Here is a 26163-nt window from a genome sequence, read left to right as displayed (position 1 = left end):
ATGTCTCTCATAAGTATTATAGTAATGGATATAAGCCGCGTTTTCATGAAGGGTTAATGAAAAGATTATTAAAAATTTCTCATAAAAAAATAGAAGCATTTCTGCTCCTATTTTTTAAGGCTTCACATCTAAGTTCTGTAAAAATAAAGTTGCTGTTACGTAACGCTTTGCTAACATTTGTACATAAGCGGTATGTACAGAAAGGGTCGCAATAATAATAGCGTTACGAATTGCTTCGCGTTGTTCGTTATTAATTTGATCGAACTTGCTTGCGATTTTATCAGCTTTTTCTTTTACAATGTTTTCAATTGTATGAACGGTATCTGTTGCATTTAATTGTAAGCAATTCCCTTGATTGAGTTCTTCAAATAGAGAAGAGTATGCTACATATAAATGAACAGGATTGATTAAATCATCACTTCGATCGGCTGGGTCATTTACAATAAGGCGTAATAGCTTACGAATGGATTCAAAATCAAGTGCTGTTTTTAAATCTTCGACAATAAATAGTAAGGCTGCTTGTTCAATTGAATATTTTTTCCCTTTTTGAGGAGAGCCAATCATTTCTTTTATATCTCGTTTCACCCAGTTTTGCATAGCAGTTACAGAGAAACTTGTGTTTTCAATCTGATTGCCAAGCGCAACTATTTCATTTAAAGAAAAACCGACATCAGTATCGTCAATTTTAATCAGCTTTTCAAAAATAGGTGAAAGTGCGGTAGTAATAAAAGCTGTAACGCTTTGTCCGCTTTCAATATCTTTTTTATGTGACTTTGCCCAAGCTTCCTGTAAAATACCGAGAGGCTTTTTCGTATTCCATCCTCTTAGTGATAGAAGAAGGGTAGCCATTTCGTTTCGTGTGAGATGAAATGTTTCCATCTTTTCACCTCCAAAATAATAAAAAGTTCTTATGAACTTATAATATGTTTTGTTTCATTTAAAGTCAATTCTGTTTTGCTTAATTTTTCCTTTGTCACCAAACTGTCGGAAGTAAATAATACTTGCATATTTCGACAAAAGTTCATATAATAAGTTCATAAGAACCTTTAAAATGTTCTTAAAAATAAATCTATCATTCTGAATTTACTAGAAAGATAGATTTCACATATATCTATATAAAAGGAGAATGGATATAATATGTTGAAAAAACTTGTAGCAGTAATGACAGCATTTATGGTTATCTTTGGGGCTAGCAGCTTTATGTTCGTAGATCATGCGGCAGCGAAAAGTTACAAATCTGGTAAAAAATCATTTACACCAAGTTCAGGTCAAAAGTCAAAAGTTGATTTAAACAAAAAAGACTCAAATGTAAATTCTCAAAAAACGACTCCAGATTCAAAAACGAAAGCAACAAACACAGCACCAAAAAGTAATAAAGGAAGCTTTATGAAAGGTTTATTACTAGGTGGTCTTGGTGGTTTACTAATGGGTAGCTTATTTGCAAATATGGGAGCTCTTGGTTCTGTATTAGCGTTTATGGTAAATATGTTAGTAATGGCTGGTATCGTAATGTTAGCAGTTCGTGCATTTAAATACTTCAAAGACCAACGTAAAAAGAAGGCAGATGAAGTAGCATGGAAACAATAAAAATTTCTGAACAAGAATTAATAAATGCGCTTTGCGTATATATAGCTGAAAAAAGACAAGTGGGTCCAGAAGAAGTGTTAGTTGAACTCATGTATGACGATGACTACGGTTTCTCTGCGGAAGTAGAGGTAAATGGTCGCCAGCAAATTTTAATTCAAGCAAACTTAATCGAAGCATTACGCTTATTGCTTGACAGAGAATATAATGTCAATTCATTCGCAGCGAGATTACAGCTTGAATTAGATGATGAAGAAGGTATTTACGCATTAGCGAAATTTAATAACTCGGATGAGTAGAGAAAAGAGCTGTTGAGAATAATCTCAGCAGCTCTTTTTAGTATGTGCATATGTAGAAGAATAATCACGCCAAATTTCATTCATCTTTCGTCTACCGATATCTACCATCGGATTAAACTGAATTGCAGCTTTCTGACGAACAGAGTGAACGTTTTGCATGGCGTGATATAATTGTTGGTCGACTATATCATGTTTTTCACCTGCATATTTAGCAATTGATAGACCTGCAACTATTCCTTGCGCCATCGCAATTTTTCCGCTTTCAATGCCTGTAATATTGCCAGCTACAAATAAACCAGGAAGAGGGGTTTCCATTGTTTCGGAATGGAGAGGAACGTGTCCACCTAATTCTGAAATGTAATGGAAGGGACAACCAGCTACAGCTGCAAGTTCGGCAAGTGGGTATAATCCCCCAGCAATACAAACAAAATCTGCTTCATATATTTTCTCTGATCCATTAATAACATTTCCTTTAGAGTCAATATTAGCAATACGTACACCTTCAACTTGATCTGTTCCGATAATTTCAAGAGCTGCTTTCCGAAGGTGAAGTGGCGTTCCGTTTATTTTCATTCCGCTGTTTGGATAGAATGTTAATCCAGCTTTTCGAATCCAATCATATTTCATAAAGTGGCTACCTATTCGTAAAATAGCAGAAGGAGCGAGATGTGCTGCATTTAAAAGAGAGTTTAAAACTTCTTCAGGTTCACCAGCTTTTTGACTTAACTCGCTTTTTTCAGGGAGTACAATGTGATCTACTTTAATTCCCGCTAATTGCAATTCACTTAAAATGGCGAAAGACAAAATGTTAGCACCAATAATGATTCCTTTTTTTCCAACTTGCACGCGATGAACATTTGTCATAACTTGAGCTGCTCCAATTGACATCACTCCTGGAAGTGTCCAGCCTGGAAGGGGAATAGAATATTCCGCAGCACCAGTAGCAAGTAGTACGAACGGTGCTTCTAACGTACCGATATTAGTATGTACAAACCAATTGTTTTCATCTTTATCTAAATTATAGACCGAAACACCGCACCTGATATGTACTGAAAGTGATTCTGCTTCTTCATGAAGTCGCTTCGATTCTTCTATTCCGTTCCACCATTCCCCAGTAGGCTCTTGATGCAACTGCCCTAACAATCTCCCGCCCGGCTTCATAAATTCATCAATAACGAGCACTTTTAGTCCGAAACGAGCACAAGAGATAGAAGCAGATAATCCCGCTGGCCCTGCACCGATAATAATTACATCACTCATCGTTTTTTCACCATCTCTCTCACGATATTCGGATGCTGTTTCCCGCTTTCAACAACCATGTTTTCTTCTACAACAGTTAAGCATGCGCGTACATTTGTTTGATTATTTACTGTCACGCGGCATTCGGAACAGTGCCCGATATTACAATAAATACCTCGCGGTGTCCCGCTATCTTCATGAACTCTTAATGTCCGTATTTCATTTGCTAACAGGGCAGCAGCTATCGTTTCATGTTCATATGCTTCGTATTGATGACCGTTAAATTGAAAAGTAATACGCTCACTACTTTGTAAAGTACCTAAAATAGGGTGATGTGTAATTCTACTCATTTACTTTCACCTACCGATCCAAAAGTAACTGCACGTATTGGTGGTTGATATTTTAACGGTAGTTCATTAAGAGTTACGTCAGGATTCGCATTTTCAATCATTCGATCTATCATTATTCTGCATGTACGACCACCGCAAAATCCCATGCCAGCACGTGTCCTTAGTTTTAATTCTCTTGCCGAGCAGTTATATTCAGCAATTGTCGATTGAAGTTGTCCGTATGTAACCTCTTCACAACGACAAACAATTAAGTTGTTTTTATTGGTCATGTGTATTCCTCCTCTAGTTCGGTTTGCACAAATTATATATGCAAAAATCATGCCAATATAGAGGAAGGAGAGAGAGCTACCTGTAAACGCCTAATCGGTGCATACTGCTTCTTTATTGAAGTCCAAGTTTTTTTAAACGGTTATATAAAGTAGCCCTTGTTACGCCAAGTTGTTTTGCACATTCTAATTTATTCCCATTTAAAATTCGTAAAGCCCTTTCAATAACTTTTTTCTCATGCTCATCCATCTCTTCTTGTAAAGAAAGGATTGTATTATTGTTGCTGAGTAATAGGGAATGAGCTGTATGGTTGTCTAAAGTTTCAGTCGTATGAAATGGTAAATATTCTTGTTTTATAATTCCGTCTGTCGCGAATACCACAAGTCGTTCAACAACGTTTCGAAGTTCTCGAATATTACCTGGCCAATTGTAATGAAGCAGTTCATGCATAATGCTTGAAGGTAGGTCACGAATTGGTCGGTTATAGTTGATCGAAAAATCGTTTAAGAATGAGTATGTGAGTTCGATAATATCCTCTCGTCTTTCACGCAGCGGTGGAATATGCAGGCTAACTACATTTAAACGATAATATAAATCTTCTCGGAAAGTTCCTTTTCTCATTTCTTCTTGTAAATCCCGATTTGTAGCAGCGATAATGCGGAAATCAATATTAATTTCTTTTTCTCCGCCAACTCGGTAATACTTTCGTTCTTGTAGTACACGTAACAGTTTTACTTGCATATCGAGCGGCATTTCGCCAATCTCATCGAGGAATAAAGTACCGCCTTGTGCGAGTTCAATTTTCCCTTTTTTCCCTTTACTATTAGCTCCAGAAAACGCCCCACGCTCGTAACCGAATAATTCACTTTCAAATAACGCTTCTGGAATTGCCCCGCAGTTAATCGAAATAAAAGGCGCCTTCGCTGCTTCACTTGCTTCATGAATTGCTTTCGCAAATACTTCTTTTCCAACTCCGCTTTCCCCAAGTATTAAAACAGTTGATTTCACCGAACAAACTTTTCTAGCTAATTGTATCGTTCTTTGTATAACAGGACTTTTTCCATTCATCGCAAGGAAAGGATCAGATTCATCTTTATACTTTGCCACTTCTTGTTCTAAACGGTGCATTTCATGTGACATATTAAATAGTTTTTCATTTAAAGCGACTTGATTTGTAACATCTGTTTCTGAAACGACTGCTCCTATAATTTCATCATTACAATAAACTGGATTTGAATTAATTAATACGAATAAATCGGGACGAGGCTGATGGAACTGAGCGACTATGCTTTTTCCATCATGTAAAGATTGTAAAATTTCCAAGTCTTTATAATCAAAAAAACGAGTAATCGGTTGCCCAATAATTTCATTATGGTTGACTGAAAATATTTTTTCAGCACCATCTGTCCAAGTTCGAACGCATTCTTTACTATCAATGACTGTAACAGAAGAGTCAGTTGTTAGTATTACGGTGTCATAAAATGCCTGTAGTTCATTGTAGGACTTATAAAGAAATGGAATCATTTGCTGAGAAGTTATACAGCATATCGGCTCATCGTTTTCATTAAGGATGATAACAGCTAATTCATAAGAAAAAGCGTCAATTAGTGCAATGAATGAGTCATCTACATAAATAATGGCGCAATTATATTCTTCTGTAGTAGAAGGGAGATAATAAAACCTTTCGTTTACTTGCTTAATGTGATTAAGGCTACATGTATGATCGATTAAAATACTTTCCAAAAACTCTTGTATAGTCGGAAATGAAAATGCCATAATATCCTCCCGTTATGTATAAAAATTTTGACAGTGATAAAAAAATAATACACCTATTTACTATAAATTTGAATTATTTTTACAAATAAAAATATTATTTATGGAAATTGTATATGTGCAGAATTGGCACGTCAATTGCATAAAAGAAAGTGAGAGGTTTAGGGAAAGGAGGAGTATATTGTGAGGCACTGCGACGTTTTAATTATAGGTGGTGGAATAATAGGGTGTTCTATCGCTTATTACACTTCAAAATACGGAAGAGACGTAACAATCATTGAAAAAGGAGAATTTGTCAGCGGGACGTCTTCACGGTGTGATGGGAATATTTTGGCTATTGATAAAGACCCAGGGTTTGATAGTCAAATGTCTTTAGTAAGTCAAAAATTAGTAACTGATTTAAGTGAAGAATTAGAGCATTCATTTGAATATAGGGCACCAGGAAGTATTCTCGTATGTGAGTCAGACGAAGAGATGGAGGCTGCACAGCAATGGGTAAATCGGCAAAAAAAAGCTGGATTACCGTTTCGAATGCTTGATAGGCAAGATATAAGAGAAGAGTCGCCTTTTTTTGCTGATGATTTATTAGGCGGTTTAGAATGTGCGACGGATTCAACTGTGAATCCATATCTCCTTGCTTTCTCGCTTCTGTCAGAGGCACAAAAGTTTGGCGCAAAAGCCTTTAAGCAGACCGAAGTAAAGAGTATGAAAATAGAGACGAATGGTTCATTTGTTGTAGAAACTACGAATGGTACTTTTACAGCAAAACAAGTTGTAAATGCAGCCGGTGTGTGGGCTCCTAAGATTGGTCAGATGTTAAATGTAAATATACCAATTGAACCGAGAAAAGGGCATATTATAGTAGCATCAAGGCAACAACATGTAGGATGCCGTAAAGTAATGGAATTCGGTTATTTAATTTCTAAATTTGGCGGAAAAAGAAAAGTAGATGCTTTAACTGAAAAATACGGGGTTGCGCTCGTATTTGAGCCTACTGAAAGTCAAAATTTCTTAATTGGAAGTAGTCGTGAATTTGTAGGGTTTCATACAAGAATAAACAATGAAGTCATTAAATGTATCGCAAATAGAGCGATTCGCTTTTATCCGAAAATGGCAGATATGATGGTAATTCGTTCTTACGCTGGTTTACGTCCGTGGACAGAAGATCATTTACCGATTATTTCACGAGTGGAACATATTCCGAATTATTTCATTGCCGCTGGACATGAAGGGGATGGGATTAGTCTTGCAGCAGTTACTGGGAAAGTAATTGAAGAGTTATTAAATGAAAAAGAGACAATTATTCCTATTGAACCACTTCGTTTGAGTCGTTTTACAGAAAGGGTGTTAAACGGATGAGGTCACAAAGAGTCTTTACGACTATTGATACACATACGGGCGGGAATCCAACGAGGACATTAATTAGCGGACTTCCAAAGTTGATTGGAGAGACGATGGCAGAGAAGATGTTACATATGAAAAAGGAATATGATTGGATTCGAAAATTGTTAATGAATGAACCGCGTGGTCATGATGTAATGTCAGGGGCATTATTAACAGACCCATGTCATCCTGAGGCTGATATAGGTGTTATATACATAGAGACAGGTGGATACTTACCGATGTGCGGTCACGATACAATCGGTGTATGTACAGCTTTAGTTGAATCAGGTTTAATTCCAGTAGTTGAACCGATTACTTCTTTAAAACTAGATACCCCGGCTGGCTTAGTGGAAGTAGATATTGCTGTTCAAGATGGAAAAGCAAAAGAGGTATCTTTCTGTAACATACCAGCTTTTTTATTGAAAAATATTACTGTACACGTCAAAGACATTGGAACTGTAGAGGTTGATATTGCGTATGGAGGGAATTTTTATGCCATTATTGATGCGAAGTCAGTAGGCCTAGAATTAGTACCAGAAAATGCATCTACAATCATTGATAAGGCGATTCATATAAGAAACAAAATTAATGAGAAGTTTGAAATCATTCATCCAGAGTATTCGTTTATTAGAGGATTAACACATGTTGAATTTTATACAGATGCTACTCATGAATGTGCGCATGTGAAAAATACAGTTGTTGTACCACCAGGCGGAATAGATCGATCCCCATGCGGTACAGGAACATCTGCGAAGCTAGCTGTATTATACGCTCAGAAAGAAATCAAAATTGGTGAAGAGTTCATTCATGAGAGTATCGTTGGTTCTTTATTTAAAGGATATGTCGTGAATACGACACATGTTGAAAATATTGAAGCTGTCATAACGAAAATTACGGGATCAGCTTGGCTTATGGGTATGCATAAATTTTTTTACAATGAAATGGATCCACTCAAAGAAGGATTTTTGCTAATTCCGCCGATGGAACATGAAACGGAGGATATAAAATGAACATTCAAAAAATGTATACAGCAGTAGACGTACATGTAAATGGCGAGGCATTTCGTGTAATGAAAGACGTACCATGCAAATACTACTACAGTTTGGAGCAATTAAATGAACAATTTTCAGGTGAATTAGCAGAAGAGATGAAGCTTTTATTAAATGAACCACGTGGTTTTATCGGTTTGAATGGGTGTATTGTCGTTCCATCTATCCATAATGAAGTGGATGCAGCTGTATTATTTTTTAATCATGAAGGTTCGATTCCGCTTCATTATGGGGGCATTGTTGCGGTAATAACGATGTTACTCGAAAGTGGGTATTTAAAAAAGAGAGAGTCCAATCAATACAAAATTGAAACGTTATCTGGAATATTTTTAGTTCATGCGTATGTAGAGAATGATGAAGTTATATCTGTTTCGTTTGAAAGCAAACTTTGCTATTTGATTGAGGAAAATTTACAGGTTGGTAATGTAAGTTATTCTCTCATACAAGCAGATAAAGTATATGCAGTTGTAGAAAAAGGTGCGTATTCGCCAGAAATTCGTGTTGAAAACATTTCAGAATTGAAAAGATGGGGAGAAGCTACACTGCAGGCTATACAAAAACAGTCGCTAATAAAAAGGCTTATTTTAGTAGATCCTTCGCAAAAAGAAAAGAACCATATAAAGTCGATTACATTTCATGAAGATAACTTTATCGTACGTTCGCCAGGTTTTGTTTCTACTATCGTTTCCTATGTTCATGCATTATTTAAAAATGATTATATGGCGGATAAACCTTTTAAAAATGAAAGTATATTTAATAGTTTTATAACTGTGGAAAAAGTGAAGAAGGAGGAACTAGGATACATTTTCCGTTTTGAAAGTAGAGGATTTATTACAGGGATGCAGACGTTTCTATTAGACCCTACGGATCCGTTTCCGGCAGGATTCTTATTAAAATAAAATGTGATAGGGAGAGATAAATATGCAAAAAATTAAAGGGGCATTTCCAGTATTAATAACACCGATGGATGAATTTCAGGAAATTAATTGGGATGGGGTAAAACAAAATGTAAATTACTTTATCGAACAAAAGGTTGCAGGTATTATCATTAATGGAAGTACAGGAGAGTTTGTAAGTTTATCAAAAGAAGAACGATTTAAAATGGTAGAAACTGTGTTGAAAGAAATTGATGGCCGTATTCCAGTCATTGTTGGAACTGCAGCAGAGACCACAAAAGAAACAATTGAATATACGAAACATGCAGAAGCGCACGGAGCGGATTGTGCATTAATTATAAACTCTTACTATTGTAAACCGAAGGAAGAGGAGATTTATTTTCATTTTAAAGAAATCTCAAACTCTGTAAATATACCAATTATGCTATACAATAACCCATTTACTTCTGGTGTCGATATGAGTACAGAGCTAATGCTCCGTATTGGAAAAGAGTGTGAAAATGTTACACATATTAAAGAATCTAGCGGAGATATTCAAAAAGCGAGAGATTTAGTAAGACAAAGTGAAGGGGCTTTCCAAGTCTTCTGTGGTTCTGAAGATTTAGTTATGGAATCATATTTAGTTGGTGCTTCGGGATGGGTTTCAGTAGCAGGAAATATCGTTCCCGGTCTCGTTACAAAAATGTATGAGCATTTTCAAAATGGTGAATTAGAAAAGGCGTGGGAAATAAACGATGCTATTTTACCACTTTGCGAGTTTCTTGAAGGATCAGGGAAATATGTTCAAATCGTTAAACGTTCCATGGAATTACATGGGCAAGCGGGAGGACCTTCTCGCTATCCAAGACTAGAATTAACTGTTGACGAAGATCAAAAGCTTCAAACGATTTTATCAAATATTGCAGCTCATGCAGCTGTTTAAATAAGGAGGAGAACATAATGTTAAAGACAAATATTGAGCTGAAACCAAAAGTGGAAGCGTTTTTAAATGAAGAAATTAAAATGTTTATTAATGGCGAATTTGTTTCTGCTATTGGCGGAAAGACGTTTGAAACATACAATCCAGCAACAGAAGATGTTCTAGCAGTCGTATGTGAAGCGCAAGAAGAGGATATTGATGCTGCAGTAAAAGCAGCAAGATCTGCATTTAAATCTGGTCCGTGGGCAGAAATGACTACTGCTGAAAGAGCGCATCTTATTTATAAGTTAGCAGATTTAATTGAAGAACATAGAGAAGAATTAGCGCAACTAGAAGCTTTAGATAATGGAAAGCCATATCAAGTAGCACTTGATGATGATATTTCAGCGACTGTAGAAAATTATCGTTATTACGCAGGATGGGCTACAAAAATTATTGGGCAAACAATCCCAATTTCAAAAGATTACTTAAATTACACGAGACATGAACCTGTAGGTGTTGTAGGTCAGATTATTCCGTGGAACTTTCCGCTCGTTATGTCTTCTTGGAAAATGGGAGCTGCACTGGCGACAGGTTGTACGATCGTATTAAAACCAGCAGAGCAAACACCTTTATCCTTACTATATACAGCAAAACTCTTTAAAGAGGCTGGATTTCCAAACGGTGTTGTAAACTTTGTACCAGGCTTTGGTCCTGAAGCAGGAGCAGCAATTGTAAATCATCATGACATTGATAAAGTTGCTTTTACAGGATCTACTGTTACAGGAAAGTATATTATGCGTCAGTCTGCAGAAATGATTAAGCATGTAACGTTAGAGCTTGGCGGCAAATCACCAAATATCATTTTAGAAGATGCGGACTTGGAAGAAGCAATTAATGGTGCATTCCAAGGTATTATGTATAATCACGGTCAAAATTGTAGCGCAGGATCACGTGTATTTGTTCATCGTAAACATTATGAAACTGTAGTAGATGCACTTGTGAAAATGGCGAACAACGTAAAACTTGGAGCAGGTATGGAGAAAGGAACGGAAATGGGTCCACTCGTATCTAAGAAACAACAAGAGCGTGTGTTACATTACATTGAGCAAGGGAAGAAAGAAGGTGCTACAGTGGCGGCTGGTGGCGAACGTGCGCTTGAAAAAGGTTATTTCGTTAAACCAACTGTATTCACAGATGTTACAGACGATATGACAATCGTTAAGGAAGAAATATTTGGACCAGTTGTTGTTGTACTTCCATTTGATTCGACAGAAGAAGTAATTGAACGAGCGAACAACTCATCTTATGGCCTTGCTGCGGGTGTATGGACGCAAAATATCAAAACGGGTCATCAAGTGGCAAATAAATTAAAAGCAGGAACAGTGTGGATTAATGATTATAACTTAGAAAATGCAGCTGCACCATTTGGTGGATACAAACAATCTGGTATTGGCCGCGAATTAGGTTCATATGCGCTTGATAATTATACAGAAGTGAAAAGTGTTTGGGTAAATATAAAGTAATAGGGTGTTTTACTGACAAAAATTGAGGGATGAAATAATGAAAGATGCGGACAACTAGAAAGTTTGATAATAGTTGTCCGTTTTCTTATATACAAAATTGCTTTTCCAAAGAATGATAAGGGGGATTTGGATGGAGAATTTAGTAGAATGGTTAGTAGGGCAAGTGTGGAGTATCGGTTTAGTTGTTTTTGCATTAGGGGCAGGCGTATATTTCACGATTGCAACACGTTTTTTGCAAATTCGTTATTTTAAAGAGATGATTAAACTATTATTTGAAGGAAAGAGTTCCGAGACGGGAATATCATCTTTTCAGGCATTTTGTTTAGCCTTATCAGGAAGAGTTGGAATTGGTAATATCGCAGGGGTAGCGACAGCGATCGCTTTCGGCGGGCCTGGAGCTGTATTTTGGATGTGGGTAATGGCTTTGTTAGGGGCAGCGAGTGCGTTTGTTGAATCAACATTATCTCAAGTATACAAAAGTAAAGTAGGGAATGAATATCGCGGCGGTACTCCATATTTCATTGAGAAAGGTTTAAAAATGAAATGGTTTGCAGTCATTGTAGCGGTAGTTGTAACACTTTCATATGGCATGTTATTACCAGGTATTCAATCTAGTAGTATCGCAGTTGGATTCGAAAACTCTAATGGTATTAACAAATATATAACTGGTATATTTTTAGTCGTGTTACTAGCAGCAATTATTTTTGGTGGTGTAAAGAGAATTGCTGGCGTTTCTCAAATGCTTATTCCATTTATGGCAATTGGTTATGTAATTGTTACATGTATCATATTAATTGCGAATGTAACGGAGATTCCAAGTATGTTTGCTTTAATTTTCTCTAGCGCATTTGGTGTAAATGAAATGTTTGGTGGAATTGTTGGTGCAGCTATTGCATGGGGTGTAAAACGCGCTGTATTTTCAAACGTTGCTGGTGTCGGAGAAGCGACGTATAGTTCGGCTGCTGCTGAAGTATCGCATCCTGCAAAACAAGGATTAGTTCAAGCATTTTCCGTATATATCGATACAATTGTCGTATGTACAGCGACAGCTCTTATGATATTAATTACAGGTATGTATAATGTTATACCTGAAGGGAAAAGCGCTATTGTAAAAAACATAGGAAATGTGGAAGCAGGTCCAATTTATACGCAACAAGCAGTTGAAACTGTGATGACAGGGTTTGGTCCAATATTTATTTCAATTGCAATTTTCTTTTTTGCATTTACAACGTTACTCGCTTATTACTATATCGCTGAAACGACACTTACTTATTTAGATCGTCAATTGAAGTATGGCTGGTTAAAACCAGTTTTAAAATTTGGATTTTTAATTATGGTTTACATCGGTAGTGTTGAATCAGCGTCGCTTTTATGGAATCTCGGAGATTTAGGAATCGGTAGTATGGCATGGTTAAACTTAATCGCGATTCTATTATTAAGTAAAATCGCATTAAAAGTGTTAAAAGACTATGAAACGCAGAAAAAAGAAGGGAAAGATCCAGTATTTAATCCTAAAAATGTGGGGATTGAAGGATTAACATTTTGGGAGGAAAGAAGTAAAGAGGTTGACAGAAAAAGTTCTAGAGAAAAAGTTATTGTAGATGATAATTTAAAATTATAACGTAAATTAACTGAAAATTCTCAATTTAAAAGAAGGTATATTGCCTCCATTTCACCGCATACTACAATAGGTATGGATAATATGACTGGAGGGAATAAGATGGAACATGAGCAACATAGTTCGATAAATGATATTCTACATCATTATAAAGAAGGTATAGGTAGTTTTACAAATCAAATTCCTGAAATCGCTGAGACATATAATGCGTTCACGCAAGCTTGTTTTCAAGAGGGTGCTTTAACAAAAAGAGAAAAACAACTTATTGCATTAGGAATTAGTTTAGCAACGCAAGATGAGTATTGTACAATTTATCATACAAAAGGTTGTCTTGATCAAGGATGTTCGGATAAAGAGATTCTGGAAGCATGTGGTGTTTCAGCAGCATTTGCTGGCGGAGCTGCGATGAGTCAAGCGGTAACTTTAGTGCAAGAGTGTTTAACAGAACTGAAAAATCAAAAGCATTGAATAAAAAACGTTTTAAACTTTATGTTTAAAACGTTTTTTATGTGAAATTAAATTTGAGTATAAAAATTATCTAGGATGGGTTCAATTTTTATCGTTTTCAATTTGTATTCAATTTAATATTCTATATCTTCATAAATAGATTTTCCTACATCAGGAAGAACTGTGTATATACTCTTACCGATTAAAGCTTCTAATTCTTTCTTAATCGCATAAAACCCTTTCCAATGTAAAGATGTATGAGATGTTGTACCATGACGCAAACCAACGGAAATTAATCTTCTTTCCAGCGTAGTAAAGCCATCTGCGTCAGCAAGAGCGTCACAAAGAGTAATTACTTTATTATATAAGTCGTAGTTACTATGTTCATTCAATATTGCAACTAACCGGCTTTTCATATGGTGAGGAACGAGACTCCACTCCGCTGCGATATCTATATGTTCATTTTTGCATGGGAATGAGTGTGTCACACAAATAACAGCGTTTCCTGTATACCCTAAATCATTCATATACATATAACCATCATAGGAATGAATGACCGATTTGGTAAAACCTTTGTATCTTCCGATATCATGCAAAAGGGCAGCATTATATGCTATGTCAGCATCTAGCTTGTACCCTTTTTTTATAAGTTCTATAATTATGTTTTCAGTTGCTTGAGCAACATGTAGTGAATGTTCAAACCAAGGGCCCGGGTTTTGTTCATATGCCCATTCGAGTAATTCTTTTGCGTACGTTCTATCTAATATATATTTCATATCGTTATCCTTTCAAAAAAAATCATATCTTAATATAAATTTATCTTATTATTTCATTATTCCTTCTTTAAAAATTGTTACAATGAAACAAAAGGGGGAAAAGTAATGCGAAATTTAGTAATTGAAGAAATTAAGAAACTAGAAAATGATATGGAAGAACTTTCGAAACTTTTGAAAATGGTTGTAAATGATGGGGCATCAATTGGTTTTTTGCCTCCACTGGAACAAAAAGACGCAACAAAGTATTGGCAAACAGTATTAGCGCCAGAAGTGATATTGTATGTGGCTAAAATAAACAACGAAGTAGCAGGGAGTATTCAATTACAATTAGTTACAAAGCCTAACGGAATTCATAGAGCCGAGATTTGTAAATTAATGACTCATCCAAACTTTAGACGTAACGGTATTGGACGATCGCTTATGCAAAAAGCAGAGGAACGAGCAAAGCAAGAAAACAGGTCTCTTTTAGTATTAGATACTAGAGAAGGAGATCCTTCCAATAAATTGTATAAATCACTAGACTACCAAGAAGTTGGAACAATACCAGGGTATGCAATTTCTCCGAATGGAAAGTTAGATGCTACGGTTCTTTATTATAAATGCATATAAATTGTGATTAAAAGGTTATCATACTGAATAATAAGAAACTATTTTAACACCGTCTATATTTTTCTGGCGGTGTTAAATAAATTTATTGATATAATCCATTTACCGCACTAAATGAATTTGAGAAAGTTTTTAGAGGGTTCTTTTAGTAATGATTCTCGTCTTATAATAAATGTAGAGAAGATGACTAGGCAACTATAGTTATTTTCGCTTTATTAATGGAAGGGGATGAAAGAATGAAAAAGAATAGTTTACAAAAGATGAAGAAAGTTATTTTAAGTGGTGGCGTATTACTTACGGGATTATTAACATTTGGATTTTCAGAAAAGGCTTCAGCTCATGGATATGTAGAATCACCAGCGAGCCGATCTTATTTATGTAAGCAAGGGGTAAATGTAAATTGTGGACCGATTCAATATGAACCACAAAGTGTAGAAGGGATAGGTGGATTTCCGCAACTAGGACCTTCTGATGGACAAATTGCAGGGGCTGGTCATTTTCCCGCTTTAGATGTTCAAACTGTAGATAGGTGGAAGAAAGTTACGTTAAATGGCGGAACGAATACATTCAAGTGGAAACTAACGGCTCCTCATAGTACAAAAGAGTGGAAATATTATATTACGAAAAAAGGTTGGAATCCAAATAAACCTTTAACGCGATCAGATTTAGATTTAGTGCCATTCTATGTGAAAAATGACGGTGGAGCTAGACCAGGGACAACAGTAACGCACGAAGCAAATGTACCAACTGACCGTAGTGGATACCATCTTATTTTAGCTGTTTGGGAAATTGCAGACACTGGAAATGCGTTTTATCAAGTTATAGATGTAAACCTTGTGAATAATGGCTTAGCTTCAAATTTCGCTTTTAACAACGTAGTGCAAACTCCTACACTATTTTAATTGAAACATATATTTCGATCATCTAATTCATTTTAGATGATTTTTTTTATGAAAATGATGAAAAATATAGAAGAAAGTGCAATTATTTATAAAAAAATATGCTTTAAATATTGTCATATTTGCTTCTTTAAGATATCCTTTTCATGAAGAGGTGGAAAACATGGAAAAAGTACTAGTTTTCGGGCATAAAAACCCAGATACAGATGCAATTTGTTCTGCAATTGCTTATGCAGAATTGAAAAAAGAATTAGGAATGAATGCTGAGCCTGTACGTTTAGGCGAAATCAGCGGTGAAACTCAATTTGCGTTAGACTATTTTAAAGTAGAAGGACCGCGTTTTGTTGAGACAGTAGCAAGCGAAGTGGACAACGTTATTTTAGTTGACCATAACGAGCGTCAACAAAGTGCTAACGATATCGAATCAGTTCGTGTGTTAGAAGTTATTGACCATCACCGTATTGCTAACTTTGAAACAAGCGATCCTATATACTATCGTTGTGAGCCAGTTGGATGTACAGCTACAATCTTAAACAAAATGTACAAAGAAAATGGCGTTACAATTCGTAAAGAAGTTGCAGGTTTAATGTTATCTGCAATTATTTCAGATTCTTTACTATTCAAATCTCCAACTTGCACAGAACAAGACGTAGCAGCTGCTCGTGAATTAGCGGAAATCGCTGGTGTAGATGCTGATAGCTACGGCTTAGAAATGTTAAAAGCTGGTGCTGACTTAAGCGGAAAAACAATGGAGCAATTAATCTCTCTTGACGCTAAAGAATTCCAAATGGGTAATGCGAAAGTTGAAATCGCACAAGTAAACGCTGTTGATACAAACGACGTTCTTGTACACCAAGCGGAACTTGAAAAAGTAATCTCTGCAGTAGTAGAAGAGAAAGGTTTAGACCTATTCTTATTCGTTGTAACTGATATCTTAACTAACGATTCTGTCGGTCTTGCGATCGGTAAAGCAGCAAACGTTGTTGAGAAAGCATACAACGTATCACTAGAAAACAACACAGCTACTTTAAAAGGTGTTGTATCTCGTAAAAAACAAATCGTACCAGTATTAACAGAAGCATTCCAAGCTTAATTTTATTGAGTACACAAAAACAGCAAGGACAAGTAGTCAGATTGGCTACTTGTCCTTTTTTATCTCTAAAAAACAGAAAATTAAAAACGGGAGGATTGTGTATGTTGAATGATTTGGAGAGTAAATTACAGTCACTTTTAGAGCGAAATATTACGTCGGTTTCAGAATTAGAGAGCTGGCTTTCGGAGGAGCTGCGTTTAAACGCAGAAATAGAAGAAGAGTTAACGATCAATTTAATCGCTATGTATAGAGATACAAAAGATAGTAATATACGTGATATACATATGTATAACCAAAATGAAATTCAGCCACTTTTAAAAAGATACAATGCAAAATTTGACCAGAAATTTAGAGATTGTCCGTTTTCTGATTTATTAGATGAGCAGAAATATGGATTTATGAAAAAAGCAAGATTTGTGAAGAGTGAAATGTTTAATGAAAAGAACATAGCGCTTTCCGTTAAAGAGCAAGAACTTATTACGAAATATAGAGAAATAATGTCTAACATATCTATTAATTGGGAAGGCGAGCAAAAGACGTATGCATACGTAAAAGCAAGGATAGATAACCCAAATAGAGCTATTCGTGAAAAAGCTTGGTACGCTTTATGCGAAGCAAGAAGTATAGTAAAAATAGAAATAGATTGTATTATGAAGGAACTCGTACAATTGCGGAATCAGATGGCTTTAAATGCAGGGTTTAATAATTATAGTGAGTATGCCTTTAAACAAAAAAATAGAGATTACAGTATTGAAGATTGTTATAAGTTTCATGAGTCGATAGAAAAGTGTGTTGTACCAATTTGGAAACAGTTGGGAAGTCTTTTTAAAAAGAATCTTGATGTAAAAACGTATCGTCCTTGGGATCTTGCTCCTTGTAATTTGCAAAAATCTTCATTTGAAAATTACATTGATTTATTGGATGGGGTTGAAGAAATGTTTCGGAAGACAGATTCATGTTTTCATGAGGAATTTACTCATATAAGGGAAGCGGGATTAATTGACGTACAAGAACGGAAAAATAAAGCATCAGGAGCTGCTTGCTTTACCTTACCTCATAGTAAAGACGTTTTTATTTATTCTAATTTTAGTCCTTCATTTTATGCAATTCATGCATTAATACATGAATTGGGGCATGCATTACATTTTTATAAACAATTTAACAATGAAAGTAGTATGCAGGAAAGATACCTTCGTGAAGAGGTGGCGGAACTTTATTCCCTTAGCCTGGAGTTATTATTAATGGATAAGCTTACTATTTTTTATACGCAAGAGGATGATTATAAAGAAGTACAGCGAGTTCAATTATATCGTACTTTATCGTTATTAATATCGTCAGTTTCAGGAGATGTATTCCAGCACTGGCTTTATACAAATCCAAATCATTCACCAGAAGAGCGAGATGAGAAATATATTGAACTATGTAAAAGGTATCAATATTCATCAGTTGATATTGCAGGAGTAGAGAATGAAATTGGTTCTAGTTGGTTCGAGTCATTTCACTTTGTTCAGTTTCCTTTTTATAAAATTGAATATGCAATTGCACAAATAGGAGCGATTCAATTGTTTCAAATTTATCAAGAGAATCCGGAACAAGCGATTACTTTCTTTAAAGAGGGAGCGAGTTCAGATTGGAATTTATCTATACAGGAAATATATATAAATACAGGTGTTGCGTTTGACTTTTCGGAAGAAAGGATACAAAGTACTGCAAGGGCTATTTTAGATTTGATTAACGAATTAAAATAAGGATAGCGTTAGCTATCCTTACAATTGTTTATTCGTAAGATTTTTTCTTGTTTATATAAAATGTGATTATCGCAGTAATGAAGAAAATAGGTATCGCATACACTTGCCCAACAAATAACTTCCAGCCGACATAATTGTAGCCTTCAGATGCTGGGATGATAACGGAAATAACGCAAACGATAAAATAGACTAATAGTGCAGGGATAATATTTTTCATTTTTACGAACCTCCTTTTTAATTTTTATTCGTACATCATAATATTACAATTTATTTTTATTATTTTGAAGAAAAAAAGAAAAATTTTTATGGTATTATAATATTTGCATTGAGAGTGATCTATAGTACTTATATGGTAAAATGTGTAATTAAAACTTTCAGAATTATTATATAGTATTTCGAGAGAAAAATGTACAAAATAATGGATTTTATTTATTGAAGTAAAGGGAGTAGAAATATATATGAAAAGGCTATGTATAATTCCATGTGGAAAAAAGAAAATTTGGGATAAGCATTCAAACTACGGACCGATGGAAGCAAAAGATGTATATATTAGTCCGTTCGGAAAAGCATGTCAGGCGTACGCATCCATGTTTTTCGAAAACTGGGTTATATTATCAGCGAAACATGGATTTTTAAGGCCAAATGATATTGTATTAAAAAACTATGATCTTGCATTTGATTCAAAAAGCGATGAGGTAATAAGTATAGAGAAATTACAAAAACAGATGGTAGATAAAAGTTTACTACAGTTTGACGAAATCGTCTTACTAGCAGGGAAGAAGCATAAAAAAGTAGTGACAAAGTTATATCCAGAAGAAATGATTACATATCCGCTAGAGGGGTGTAAAGGAATTGGGTATATGTTGCAGAGGTTAAAAGAGGCAGTGAAGGAGGAGGCGGAAATATAGGTATAGTTTCGGTCACCATGATCTTAAACTTTATTTAGGGAACTTAAAAGTAAAATAGAGTTTTTAAGCATCGCCAAAAAGGTGATGCTTTTTTGTTCGTGTTACCATTCAAGTTAATACAATTTAGAGAATAAAGAATCCGATTTGTGAAGTGACATCTCTTTTTTAATCGAAAACGAATTGCCTTCACTTTTAGAAAATGTATGACGTATTGGTGCAGTTAAGATTGTAAGTGGGAATAGCAATGAGACAAGTTTTGAATAGGATATTAAGAAAGGAGATGTTGATGAATAATGGCCAGATATAGTTTGCACGGAGGACACAATAGTATTGTTCAAGGTGCTAATTTTGGGAATCGGAGAGAACACGTTCTGGATAGGCAAGTTAAAGATGCTGTGGCGGCTAAGTTAAGAGCCTTGGGACACACGGTTTATGACGATACAGACGAGGTAGGGACAACTCAATCACAAAATTTAAATAATATTATTCGTAAAAGCAATTCCCATGCTGTGGATTTAGTTATTTCTTTTCATCTTAATGCGAGCAATGGAAATGGACAGGGTGTTGAGGTTCTGTATTATGATCAGAAAGACTTGGCGGCTAAAATCTCAGTTCAACTAGCAAAAGATATTGGATGGCGTGATCGAGGTGCGAAACAGCGTACAGATTTAGCGGTATTAAATGGGACGAAAGCACCTGTTATTCTTATAGAATTAGGATTTATTGACAATGAATCCGACATGGCAAAATGGAATGTTGATAAAATCGCTAATTCTATTGTATTTGCTCTTACAGGACAAACTGGAGGAGGTGCAGTGGATTTGCTCAAAGTAAAAACTGGCGGTGTAGCATTTAGTAATTTACAAGCTTTGGCTCAAGCGATGGTTGATGCGGGTATTGATGGACAAATTGTCGTTCAGAAAGATGGCATTGGTTATGCTATAACGAATGGTTACCCGGCTGGAAATATCGATAAATTTACAGCTTGGTTAGATTCACGTAAGTGGTACTATGAGTATGTGAGATAAGACTAATTATTATATAATCTTCTAACTCTACTTATGATATGGAGAAAATAGACTAATATACAAGCCTTTGTATACTTTCAAACATAGAATATGATGAATTCTATTTAGGAGGAAGTATATTCATGAGGAATACTTGTCATTGTGGGCATTCCCGAAATTGTAATAAATTTTGGGATGATTTAATGTTTGGGAGATGTAGATGTAAATGCAGAAATTTTCACGAATGTTGTTGCAAAGAGAAACCGAAATGTGAGTGTGAAAAATGTCATTGTAAAACAAAACCGAAATGCCATTGTAGGGATGAAGAGGAAGGGGATTAATAATAAAAAAGAGTACGATACGTACTCTTTTTTGGGGGGGAATTATAATCCATCTTGAACAGATTTCTTTACAATTACCCATGTGTCTTTCTTTTTAACCGTTATAGCTACATTAGTTCCATTAGATTCCTTATAAAAGATATATCCATTGTTTGAGTTTACATATGTTACTGGTTCGCCTATGCAATCTCGCGAGCAGGATTTGTTGACCAGTTCAATTAGGGATAGTTCGCTTGGATCGGTTTTGCTTGCTTCTATAACAGCATCAAGGCTTGTTTTTCGATAACCTTGCAAGTTTATATGAAAAAGCTGCTCTATTTCTCCTGTAATACTAGTATTCATTACTTCTACTGAATTCTTTTTTTCTTGAAGGAATCCGTTTTCATAAAGTAATTTTGTATATCCAATCCATGCTATTAATACTAGCATGAAAAACATACCCGTCAGTTTAAGTATTCGAAGTCGTTTGCTTATAATTGTTTCTGAGTATTTCATTCAGTCTAATCCTCCAATGTTTTTAATTTAAAATATGCTTGGATACGTATTTTTAGAAGAGGATGAGGGTGAATGAGTTTTCAATAAAAAAGAAAACATCTAGAGTTAGATGCTTTCTTTTTTGTATTTTTCGCTATCTGTTAGTTACATGTTTCATAAGTGGTCTTATTTCTTTAACCGGTGGTTTCTTATCATAGGCATCAACGTAAGAAAAGTAGTAGTTTAAGTTTCTTAGAAGACCTTTTCCTATTTTTGCACTTAAGAAAGGAAATACTTGTCCGGTATAATCATCGAGAGATTTACAGTAATATTTTTCGTCTAAATATATGCTGTATTTACATGTTAGTTCTACTAAAGAATTACCTTCATCATCAAATACTTCTTTAGAATCAATAATATCTATTAGTGCAAATTTTTCATTTAGGTAAACTTTCTTTTTTTTCTCGTGTTTATTTGTGAGTATAAAAACGAGACCAATGGCGTTAATCAAACTATTTCCTCCTATAAAAAACGGATATTAATAAAATATATCGATATAAGCTAAATGTAAAGAGGAGAGGTGAAATATCCAGTATTAATGAGTAGTAACCTACTCTGATTAAAGTTTCACTTTATTGAAATACTTGCGGGAATTGTTTTACGATTGCGTTTGTTATCATGTCGGCCATTTCTAATGCTTCTTTTTCAATTTTATCGTAAAGTTTTACTCCTGCTTCATAATCTTTGTTTAGGAAGGCAAGTGCTTCTGCTTTCGTTAGTGCTAAATGTTCATAAAACATTTTTCTAAATTCTTCTTTATCTATATATGGGTTGATACTGTTAAGAAATTGAGTAATTTCATCACCATTAGCGTACCATTTTTTCTCTATAGCGGCCGCTGCATTTTGATTACCAGCTTTTGCGGCTTTAACAAGATCCGCTGCAATTACTAAGTGATCTTTAATTAATGCACTATATTTTTTCACTGCATCCTCACCGTAAAATGGTTCAAGTGATAGACCCATATGTGTTGCGTTTTGTAGAAGCCGTCCAACAGTAACGTTAACATCTGGTAAATTAAATACAATACTTATAATAGCCAATCTCGTCCAAGCGACGTGTTGTTCCCATAAAGAACGCATATACCCTTTTAAAAAATTCTCGTTTTTACTAATTCGGTAGTTACGTACGGATAAATCATAGTTTACATAAGGATTATGGTAGGGGGAGTAATACGATTGCCAATAAGAATACATAAATAGTAACACTCCTTTGAACATGTATAACTCAAAGTATGATAAATATTTATTTTTAGTTACGTGTCCTAGATTATTTTTAGGGAATTTAAAATGGAGAAATTCAACGAATGATGTTGTGGTATATATGAATAAAATGAATATAAAGTAAAAGAGGGTCTGCAAGGGAAGTTGCAGACCCTCAAAAGGGTATTGCCGAGATGTCGGACTCGACTACGTAATGTTATCATAAAATTCTTTTGAAAAAACCTGGTAAATGTGTCCAAATGAAATTGGTACCGTCATAAAGTCAAAGGGACCTGCTTCCCGCTGCAGGCCCCATTAACTAGATAATGTCGATGAGCAAAAACTCATCTGGAGTACTTTTATAGTAACAAGTAAAATGTGTTTTGTGTATTGAGAAAGAAGAATTGCATAATTATATGTGAACAATTTAAATCCCAACAATTTATGATTATCATTAATTGTTGGGATTTAAATATAGTTATAAAATGGAGAAAAGACTTGGAAGTGGGATTGAATTGCACAGAAGTATGTAATCATGAAAAAGACCTGCTAATATAAGCAGGTCAACTTAAGGGGTTTATCCAACAGATTATTATATATGGTAACAACTGAATTGTAGTAAGTCTATACGTTTAATATTGAGAAAACTTCTGTGAATGATACATTTTTTGCGCATATATTAACGTCTAAAAAGTTGAGAAAGAAAATGTAAAAGCTTTTTATAAGAGAATAATGGCTGGTACTTATAGTATGATTCATATTTCCACGCATCATTATTAGAGAATTGGAGTTGTGTTGTTTTCTTTTTTGTTGTGATGGAACTCATATTACGATGTTTCATATAGAAACCTCCTGAATTTATATGTATACGATTAGTAGTATTTAAGAAAGGGAAATAAAATGAATATTTAAATTGAAACTCTTTCTTCATGTGTACTGGATTTACGTTATAAATGTTGTAAAACATATAAAACACGGATGCTAATTCATATTAAATATAGAATAATGAAAAAACAATAAGCATTTATTCATCCCTTTCAAGTCGTATAAGTGATTGATATAATAGAAGTAGATGAAAGATAAAGAAAAGCAGGTGACTCTTTTTTGTTTACTAAAGCACAAGAACTTTTAGCGTCCTACTTTGGTTATTCTTCGTTTCGAAGAGGACAAGATGAAACAATTAAAAATGTACTAGATGGGAAAGATACAGTTTGTATTATGCCAACAGGTGGCGGTAAGTCGATTTGTTATCAAATTCCGGCATTAGTATTTGAAGGAACGACGTTGGTTATATCCCCTTTAATATCACTTATGAAGGATCAAGTAGATACATTGGTACAGAATGGCATTTCAGCTACATATATTAATAGTTCTATTTCTATTGCTGAAGCCAATCAGCGAATTCAATTAGCGAAACAAGGACATTACAAGTTACTTTATGTGGCGCCTGAGCGTCTTGATTCGATGGAGTTTGTTGACCAACTTATCGATATGAAAATCCCTATGATTGCGATTGATGAAGCACACTGTATTTCACAGTGGGGACATGATTTCCGTCCAAGTTATTTACATATACATCGCATTTTAGATTATCTTCCAGAAAAACCGCTCGTATTAGCATTAACAGCAACAGCAACACCGCAAGTACGTGAAGATATTTGTAACACACTTGAAATTAATCAAGAAAATACAATTATGACAACGTTTGAGCGAGAGAACTTATCGTTTTCTGTCATTAAAGGACAAGATCGAAATGCATATTTGGCGGATTATATTCGTCAAAATCAAAAGGAATCTGGGATTATATATGCAGCTACTAGAAAAGTAGTCGATCAGTTATATGAAGATTTAATGAAGGCAGGAGTTTCTGTATCAAAATATCATGCTGGTATGAGTGATAGTGATCGAAATGAGCAACAAGAACTCTTTTTACGAGATGAAGTAAGTGTAATGGTAGCAACATCTGCATTCGGGATGGGTATTGATAAATCGAATATTCGTTACGTAATTCATTATCAGCTTCCAAAAAATATGGAAAGTTACTATCAAGAAGCGGGACGTGCTGGTCGTGATGGATTAGATAGTACATGTATATTGTTATATTCTTCTCAAGATGTACAAGTACAGCGGTTTTTAATTGATCAATCAACTGGAGAATCACGTTTTTCAAATGAACTTGAAAAATTGCAAAATATGACCGATTACTGTCATACTGAACAATGTTTACAATCATTCATTTTGCAATACTTTGGAGAAGAACCGAAAGAAGATTGTGGACGCTGTGGTAATTGTACAGACAATCGCGAGAGCATCGATGTGACAAGGGAATCACAAATGGTTTTATCATGCATGATTAGAACGAACCAACGCTTTGGAAAGCAAATGATAGCGCAAGTATTAACGGGGTCGAAAAATAAGAAAGTTATTGAATTTAATTTTCATACTTTACCAACGTATGGGCTTTTATCGAACCGTAGTGTAAAAGAGGTCAGTGAGTTTATTGAGTTTTTAATTTCAGATGAGTTAATTGCAGTTGAACATGGCACTTATCCGACGTTAAAAGTAACAGAAAAAGGGAAAGAAGTATTACTTGGTAAAGAGAATGTTTTACGAAAAGAACGAGTAGAGACAAGACAAATTGTTCAAGACCATCCTTTATTTGAAGTGCTTCGTGAAGTACGTAAAGAAATTGCACAAGGAGAAGGTGTACCTCCGTTCGTTATTTTCTCTGACCAAACATTGAAAGATATGTGCGTGAAAATGCCGCAAAGTGATTCCGAATTGTTGACGGTAAAAGGTATCGGAGAACACAAACTTGTGAAATATGGCTCGCACTTCTTACAAGCAGTTCAGCATTTTATTGAAGAAAATCCAAATTATGCTGAAACGATTAAGACAGAAGTAGTTTCAGAGCGTAAAAAGTCAGGAAAAGCGTCCGCAAATTCTCATTTAGAAACGTATGAAATGTATAAACAAGGTATTGATTTGAATGAGATTGCAAAAGAACGCAACTTATCAAGACAAACAATCGAAAACCATTTAATTCGCTGCTACGAGGATGGAATGGAAGTAGAGTGGCAAAGTTTTGTTCCATCAGAGTATGAATCTCTTATTGAAACTGCCGTTCAAAATGCAGAGGGTGGTCTGAAATCTATTAAAGAACAGCTTCCGAATGAAGTGAGTTACTTTATGATTCGTGCTTATTTACAAATAAGAAAGTAGAGACATATAAAGGGGATAAGAATTTATGTATCATGTTTTCGTTTATGGCACGTTAAGAAGAGGACAAACGAATGCTCATTATATGATAGGTGCAACATGCATTGCAGACAGAGCTTGGACATATGGAAAATTATTTGATACGAACGAAGGATATCCGGCCATGACTTATTCGATTGAAGAAAAGGTGTATGGAGAAGTTTATGTAGTAAATGATGAGATATTGTATAAGTTAGATGAACTAGAAGAATATACAGGTAATGCGGAGACTGATTTATATGATCGAATCACGCAAACAGTATATGTTGCTGATAGGGAAATTGAGGCATATGTGTATATCGCTCAAGATAAAAAGATGATATTGAAAGTTATTGATTCTGGTGACTGGATGGAGTATCAAAAAGAAAAATAAGAGTAGCTAAAGAGTAGATAGTGGAATAATCCATTATCTATTTTTTATACTTTCACTTTCAAAATTCTTATTATTTTGATAAATTGTAA

General features: G+C 34.9%; 29 protein-coding genes. 18 read left to right on the top strand and 11 right to left on the bottom strand.

The genetic code is table 11. The features are described 5' to 3' along the window. Positions 1-114: 114 nt before the first annotated feature. The gene (locus tag QCI81_RS01240) at positions 115-879 is read right to left on the bottom strand and encodes a DUF1836 domain-containing protein (RefSeq protein WP_000447231.1); all 765 of its coding nucleotides are present in this window, start codon (positions 877-879) and stop codon (positions 115-117) included. Between the two features lie 258 nt (positions 880-1137). Here QCI81_RS01240 and QCI81_RS01235 point away from each other — a divergent pair, with 258 nt between their 5' ends. Both QCI81_RS01235 and QCI81_RS01230 read left to right on the top strand, forming a co-directional pair. Beyond that, positions 1138-1587, top strand: a complete 450-nt coding sequence (locus QCI81_RS01235) for a hypothetical protein (RefSeq protein ID WP_000914478.1) — start codon at positions 1138-1140, stop codon at positions 1585-1587. After that, positions 1575-1883, top strand: coding sequence for a YxcD family protein (locus QCI81_RS01230; RefSeq protein WP_000447759.1), 309 nt, complete (start codon positions 1575-1577; stop codon positions 1881-1883). The genes QCI81_RS01235 and QCI81_RS01230 overlap by 13 nt, the downstream gene beginning before the upstream one ends. Before the next feature lie 24 nt (positions 1884-1907). Here QCI81_RS01230 and QCI81_RS01225 read toward each other — a convergent pair whose 3' ends face one another. The 4 genes from QCI81_RS01225 to QCI81_RS01210 form a co-directional block, all read right to left on the bottom strand. Next, positions 1908-3143 (bottom strand): NAD(P)/FAD-dependent oxidoreductase, encoded by a 1236-nt coding sequence (locus QCI81_RS01225; RefSeq protein WP_071732099.1) that lies wholly within the window; start codon positions 3141-3143, stop codon positions 1908-1910. Next, entirely contained in the window at positions 3140-3472 is a 333-nt protein-coding gene (locus tag QCI81_RS01220) for a (2Fe-2S)-binding protein (RefSeq protein ID WP_000087063.1), read from the bottom strand. Before QCI81_RS01220 ends, QCI81_RS01225 begins: the two co-directional genes overlap by 4 nt. Then, a complete protein-coding gene (locus QCI81_RS01215; RefSeq protein ID WP_000182619.1) occupies positions 3469-3741 on the bottom strand; it encodes a (2Fe-2S)-binding protein in 273 nt (90 codons plus the stop codon). The genes QCI81_RS01220 and QCI81_RS01215 overlap by 4 nt, the downstream gene beginning before the upstream one ends. A gap of 112 nt (positions 3742-3853) precedes the next feature. After that, complete coding sequence (locus tag QCI81_RS01210) at positions 3854-5515, bottom strand: sigma-54 interaction domain-containing protein (protein ID WP_071732100.1); 1662 nt, start codon at positions 5513-5515, stop codon at positions 3854-3856. A gap of 180 nt (positions 5516-5695) precedes the next feature. On the opposite strand from QCI81_RS01210, the gene QCI81_RS01205 reads away from it, so the two are divergent. From QCI81_RS01205 to QCI81_RS01175, 7 genes are all read left to right on the top strand, one after another. After that, positions 5696-6871, top strand: coding sequence for an NAD(P)/FAD-dependent oxidoreductase (locus tag QCI81_RS01205; RefSeq protein ID WP_063547553.1), 1176 nt, complete (start codon positions 5696-5698; stop codon positions 6869-6871). Next, positions 6868-7905 (top strand): proline racemase family protein, encoded by a 1038-nt coding sequence (locus tag QCI81_RS01200; protein ID WP_071732101.1) that lies wholly within the window; start codon positions 6868-6870, stop codon positions 7903-7905. Before QCI81_RS01205 ends, QCI81_RS01200 begins: the two co-directional genes overlap by 4 nt. Beyond that, complete coding sequence (locus tag QCI81_RS01195) at positions 7902-8843, top strand: proline racemase family protein (protein WP_001025560.1); 942 nt, start codon at positions 7902-7904, stop codon at positions 8841-8843. The genes QCI81_RS01200 and QCI81_RS01195 overlap by 4 nt, the downstream gene beginning before the upstream one ends. 22 nt (positions 8844-8865) lie before the next feature. Then, complete coding sequence (gene dapA, locus QCI81_RS01190) at positions 8866-9762, top strand: 4-hydroxy-tetrahydrodipicolinate synthase (protein WP_353810592.1); 897 nt, start codon at positions 8866-8868, stop codon at positions 9760-9762. A 17-nt stretch (positions 9763-9779) separates the two neighbouring features. Continuing rightward, the gene (locus QCI81_RS01185; protein ID WP_000920978.1) at positions 9780-11264 is read left to right on the top strand and encodes an aldehyde dehydrogenase family protein; all 1485 of its coding nucleotides are present in this window, start codon (positions 9780-9782) and stop codon (positions 11262-11264) included. Positions 11265-11394: 130 nt separating this feature from the next. Then, entirely contained in the window at positions 11395-12885 is a 1491-nt protein-coding gene (locus QCI81_RS01180) for an alanine/glycine:cation symporter family protein (protein ID WP_071732102.1), read from the top strand. Positions 12886-12957: 72 nt separating this feature from the next. Next, positions 12958-13350: a carboxymuconolactone decarboxylase family protein gene (locus tag QCI81_RS01175; protein ID WP_001999958.1), complete on the top strand. Its 393-nt coding sequence runs from the start codon at positions 12958-12960 to the stop codon at positions 13348-13350. A gap of 113 nt (positions 13351-13463) precedes the next feature. Here the strand turns inward: QCI81_RS01175 and QCI81_RS01170 are convergent, their stop codons facing one another. Continuing rightward, a complete protein-coding gene (locus tag QCI81_RS01170) occupies positions 13464-14105 on the bottom strand; it encodes an HD domain-containing protein (RefSeq protein ID WP_098680266.1) in 642 nt (213 codons plus the stop codon). Positions 14106-14210: 105 nt separating this feature from the next. On the opposite strand from QCI81_RS01170, the gene QCI81_RS01165 reads away from it, so the two are divergent. From QCI81_RS01165 to QCI81_RS01150, 4 genes are all read left to right on the top strand, one after another. Further along, complete coding sequence (locus tag QCI81_RS01165) at positions 14211-14714, top strand: GNAT family N-acetyltransferase (protein WP_023522191.1); 504 nt, start codon at positions 14211-14213, stop codon at positions 14712-14714. A gap of 233 nt (positions 14715-14947) precedes the next feature. Next, positions 14948-15613, top strand: coding sequence for a lytic polysaccharide monooxygenase (locus tag QCI81_RS01160; protein WP_016081274.1), 666 nt, complete (start codon positions 14948-14950; stop codon positions 15611-15613). 160 nt (positions 15614-15773) lie between these two features. Further along, positions 15774-16703 (top strand): manganese-dependent inorganic pyrophosphatase, encoded by a 930-nt coding sequence (ppaC, locus tag QCI81_RS01155; RefSeq protein ID WP_000416871.1) that lies wholly within the window; start codon positions 15774-15776, stop codon positions 16701-16703. A gap of 101 nt (positions 16704-16804) precedes the next feature. Then, the gene (locus tag QCI81_RS01150) at positions 16805-18451 is read left to right on the top strand and encodes a M3 family oligoendopeptidase (protein ID WP_071732104.1); all 1647 of its coding nucleotides are present in this window, start codon (positions 16805-16807) and stop codon (positions 18449-18451) included. A gap of 28 nt (positions 18452-18479) precedes the next feature. Here QCI81_RS01150 and QCI81_RS01145 read toward each other — a convergent pair whose 3' ends face one another. Beyond that, positions 18480-18668, bottom strand: a complete 189-nt coding sequence (locus tag QCI81_RS01145; protein WP_000789485.1) for a DUF4017 family protein — start codon at positions 18666-18668, stop codon at positions 18480-18482. Between the two features lie 241 nt (positions 18669-18909). Between QCI81_RS01145 and QCI81_RS01140 the strand changes: the two genes are divergently transcribed. From QCI81_RS01140 to QCI81_RS01130, 3 genes are all read left to right on the top strand, one after another. After that, positions 18910-19359 (top strand): DUF6884 domain-containing protein, encoded by a 450-nt coding sequence (locus QCI81_RS01140; protein WP_000824876.1) that lies wholly within the window; start codon positions 18910-18912, stop codon positions 19357-19359. 293 nt (positions 19360-19652) lie between these two features. After that, positions 19653-20387 (top strand): N-acetylmuramoyl-L-alanine amidase, encoded by a 735-nt coding sequence (locus QCI81_RS01135; protein ID WP_071732105.1) that lies wholly within the window; start codon positions 19653-19655, stop codon positions 20385-20387. A gap of 186 nt (positions 20388-20573) precedes the next feature. Continuing rightward, on the top strand, positions 20574-20765 hold the full coding sequence (locus QCI81_RS01130; RefSeq protein ID WP_071732106.1) for a hypothetical protein: 192 nt from the start codon (positions 20574-20576) through the stop codon (positions 20763-20765). Here QCI81_RS01130 and QCI81_RS01125 read toward each other — a convergent pair. From QCI81_RS01125 to QCI81_RS01110, 4 genes are all read right to left on the bottom strand, one after another. Further along, complete coding sequence (locus QCI81_RS01125; protein ID WP_000877567.1) at positions 20750-21202, bottom strand: hypothetical protein; 453 nt, start codon at positions 21200-21202, stop codon at positions 20750-20752. The two genes, QCI81_RS01130 and QCI81_RS01125, sit on opposite strands and share 16 nt — an antisense overlap. A gap of 133 nt (positions 21203-21335) precedes the next feature. Beyond that, on the bottom strand, positions 21336-21692 hold the full coding sequence (locus tag QCI81_RS01120) for a hypothetical protein (protein ID WP_023522187.1): 357 nt from the start codon (positions 21690-21692) through the stop codon (positions 21336-21338). A 121-nt stretch (positions 21693-21813) separates the two neighbouring features. Further along, the gene (locus QCI81_RS01115) at positions 21814-22437 is read right to left on the bottom strand and encodes an acetylglutamate kinase (protein WP_065228971.1); all 624 of its coding nucleotides are present in this window, start codon (positions 22435-22437) and stop codon (positions 21814-21816) included. A gap of 685 nt (positions 22438-23122) precedes the next feature. After that, positions 23123-23284: a hypothetical protein gene (locus QCI81_RS01110; protein ID WP_000682745.1), complete on the bottom strand. Its 162-nt coding sequence runs from the start codon at positions 23282-23284 to the stop codon at positions 23123-23125. A gap of 263 nt (positions 23285-23547) precedes the next feature. Between QCI81_RS01110 and recQ the strand changes: the two genes are divergently transcribed. Then, complete coding sequence (gene recQ / locus QCI81_RS01105; RefSeq protein ID WP_000494276.1) at positions 23548-25665, top strand: DNA helicase RecQ; 2118 nt, start codon at positions 23548-23550, stop codon at positions 25663-25665. A 25-nt stretch (positions 25666-25690) separates the two neighbouring features. After that, positions 25691-26074, top strand: a complete 384-nt coding sequence (locus tag QCI81_RS01100) for a gamma-glutamylcyclotransferase family protein (protein ID WP_071732107.1) — start codon at positions 25691-25693, stop codon at positions 26072-26074. Positions 26075-26163 lie beyond the last annotated feature (89 nt).

Origin of the sequence: Bacillus cereus group sp. MG20 (assembly GCF_040459885.1) — a bacterium.
Lineage (GTDB): Bacteria > Bacillota > Bacilli > Bacillales > Bacillaceae_G > Bacillus_A > Bacillus_A cereus.
The sequence above is the reverse complement of the archived record's forward strand: the minus strand, read 5'-3'. Positions and strand labels throughout refer to the sequence as shown.

What these genes read in the sequence shown, in the direction of transcription:
- QCI81_RS01225 (WP_071732099.1), bottom strand. Translation starts at nt 3,143, where the DNA reads ATGAGTGATGTAATTATTATCGGTGCAGGGCCAGCGGGATTATCTGCT.
- QCI81_RS01135 (WP_071732105.1), top strand. Translation starts at nt 19,653, where the DNA reads ATGGCCAGATATAGTTTGCACGGAGGACACAATAGTATTGTTCAAGGT.
- QCI81_RS01125 (WP_000877567.1), bottom strand. Translation starts at nt 21,202, where the DNA reads ATGAAATACTCAGAAACAATTATAAGCAAACGACTTCGAATACTTAAA.
- QCI81_RS01165 (WP_023522191.1), top strand. Translation starts at nt 14,211, where the DNA reads ATGCGAAATTTAGTAATTGAAGAAATTAAGAAACTAGAAAATGATATG.
- QCI81_RS01230 (WP_000447759.1), top strand. Translation starts at nt 1,575, where the DNA reads ATGGAAACAATAAAAATTTCTGAACAAGAATTAATAAATGCGCTTTGC.
- QCI81_RS01160 (WP_016081274.1), top strand. Translation starts at nt 14,948, where the DNA reads ATGAAAAAGAATAGTTTACAAAAGATGAAGAAAGTTATTTTAAGTGGT.
- dapA (WP_353810592.1), top strand. Translation starts at nt 8,866, where the DNA reads ATGCAAAAAATTAAAGGGGCATTTCCAGTATTAATAACACCGATGGAT.
- QCI81_RS01110 (WP_000682745.1), bottom strand. Translation starts at nt 23,284, where the DNA reads ATGAAACATCGTAATATGAGTTCCATCACAACAAAAAAGAAAACAACA.
- QCI81_RS01220 (WP_000087063.1), bottom strand. Translation starts at nt 3,472, where the DNA reads ATGAGTAGAATTACACATCACCCTATTTTAGGTACTTTACAAAGTAGT.
- QCI81_RS01175 (WP_001999958.1), top strand. Translation starts at nt 12,958, where the DNA reads ATGGATAATATGACTGGAGGGAATAAGATGGAACATGAGCAACATAGT.
- QCI81_RS01170 (WP_098680266.1), bottom strand. Translation starts at nt 14,105, where the DNA reads ATGAAATATATATTAGATAGAACGTACGCAAAAGAATTACTCGAATGG.
- QCI81_RS01180 (WP_071732102.1), top strand. Translation starts at nt 11,395, where the DNA reads ATGGAGAATTTAGTAGAATGGTTAGTAGGGCAAGTGTGGAGTATCGGT.
- QCI81_RS01150 (WP_071732104.1), top strand. Translation starts at nt 16,805, where the DNA reads ATGTTGAATGATTTGGAGAGTAAATTACAGTCACTTTTAGAGCGAAAT.
- QCI81_RS01240 (WP_000447231.1), bottom strand. Translation starts at nt 879, where the DNA reads ATGGAAACATTTCATCTCACACGAAACGAAATGGCTACCCTTCTTCTA.
- QCI81_RS01100 (WP_071732107.1), top strand. Translation starts at nt 25,691, where the DNA reads ATGTATCATGTTTTCGTTTATGGCACGTTAAGAAGAGGACAAACGAAT.
- QCI81_RS01145 (WP_000789485.1), bottom strand. Translation starts at nt 18,668, where the DNA reads ATGAAAAATATTATCCCTGCACTATTAGTCTATTTTATCGTTTGCGTT.
- QCI81_RS01115 (WP_065228971.1), bottom strand. Translation starts at nt 22,437, where the DNA reads ATGTATTCTTATTGGCAATCGTATTACTCCCCCTACCATAATCCTTAT.
- QCI81_RS01235 (WP_000914478.1), top strand. Translation starts at nt 1,138, where the DNA reads ATGTTGAAAAAACTTGTAGCAGTAATGACAGCATTTATGGTTATCTTT.
- QCI81_RS01140 (WP_000824876.1), top strand. Translation starts at nt 18,910, where the DNA reads ATGAAAAGGCTATGTATAATTCCATGTGGAAAAAAGAAAATTTGGGAT.
- QCI81_RS01210 (WP_071732100.1), bottom strand. Translation starts at nt 5,515, where the DNA reads ATGGCATTTTCATTTCCGACTATACAAGAGTTTTTGGAAAGTATTTTA.
- QCI81_RS01185 (WP_000920978.1), top strand. Translation starts at nt 9,780, where the DNA reads ATGTTAAAGACAAATATTGAGCTGAAACCAAAAGTGGAAGCGTTTTTA.
- ppaC (WP_000416871.1), top strand. Translation starts at nt 15,774, where the DNA reads ATGGAAAAAGTACTAGTTTTCGGGCATAAAAACCCAGATACAGATGCA.
- QCI81_RS01195 (WP_001025560.1), top strand. Translation starts at nt 7,902, where the DNA reads ATGAACATTCAAAAAATGTATACAGCAGTAGACGTACATGTAAATGGC.
- QCI81_RS01200 (WP_071732101.1), top strand. Translation starts at nt 6,868, where the DNA reads ATGAGGTCACAAAGAGTCTTTACGACTATTGATACACATACGGGCGGG.
- QCI81_RS01215 (WP_000182619.1), bottom strand. Translation starts at nt 3,741, where the DNA reads ATGACCAATAAAAACAACTTAATTGTTTGTCGTTGTGAAGAGGTTACA.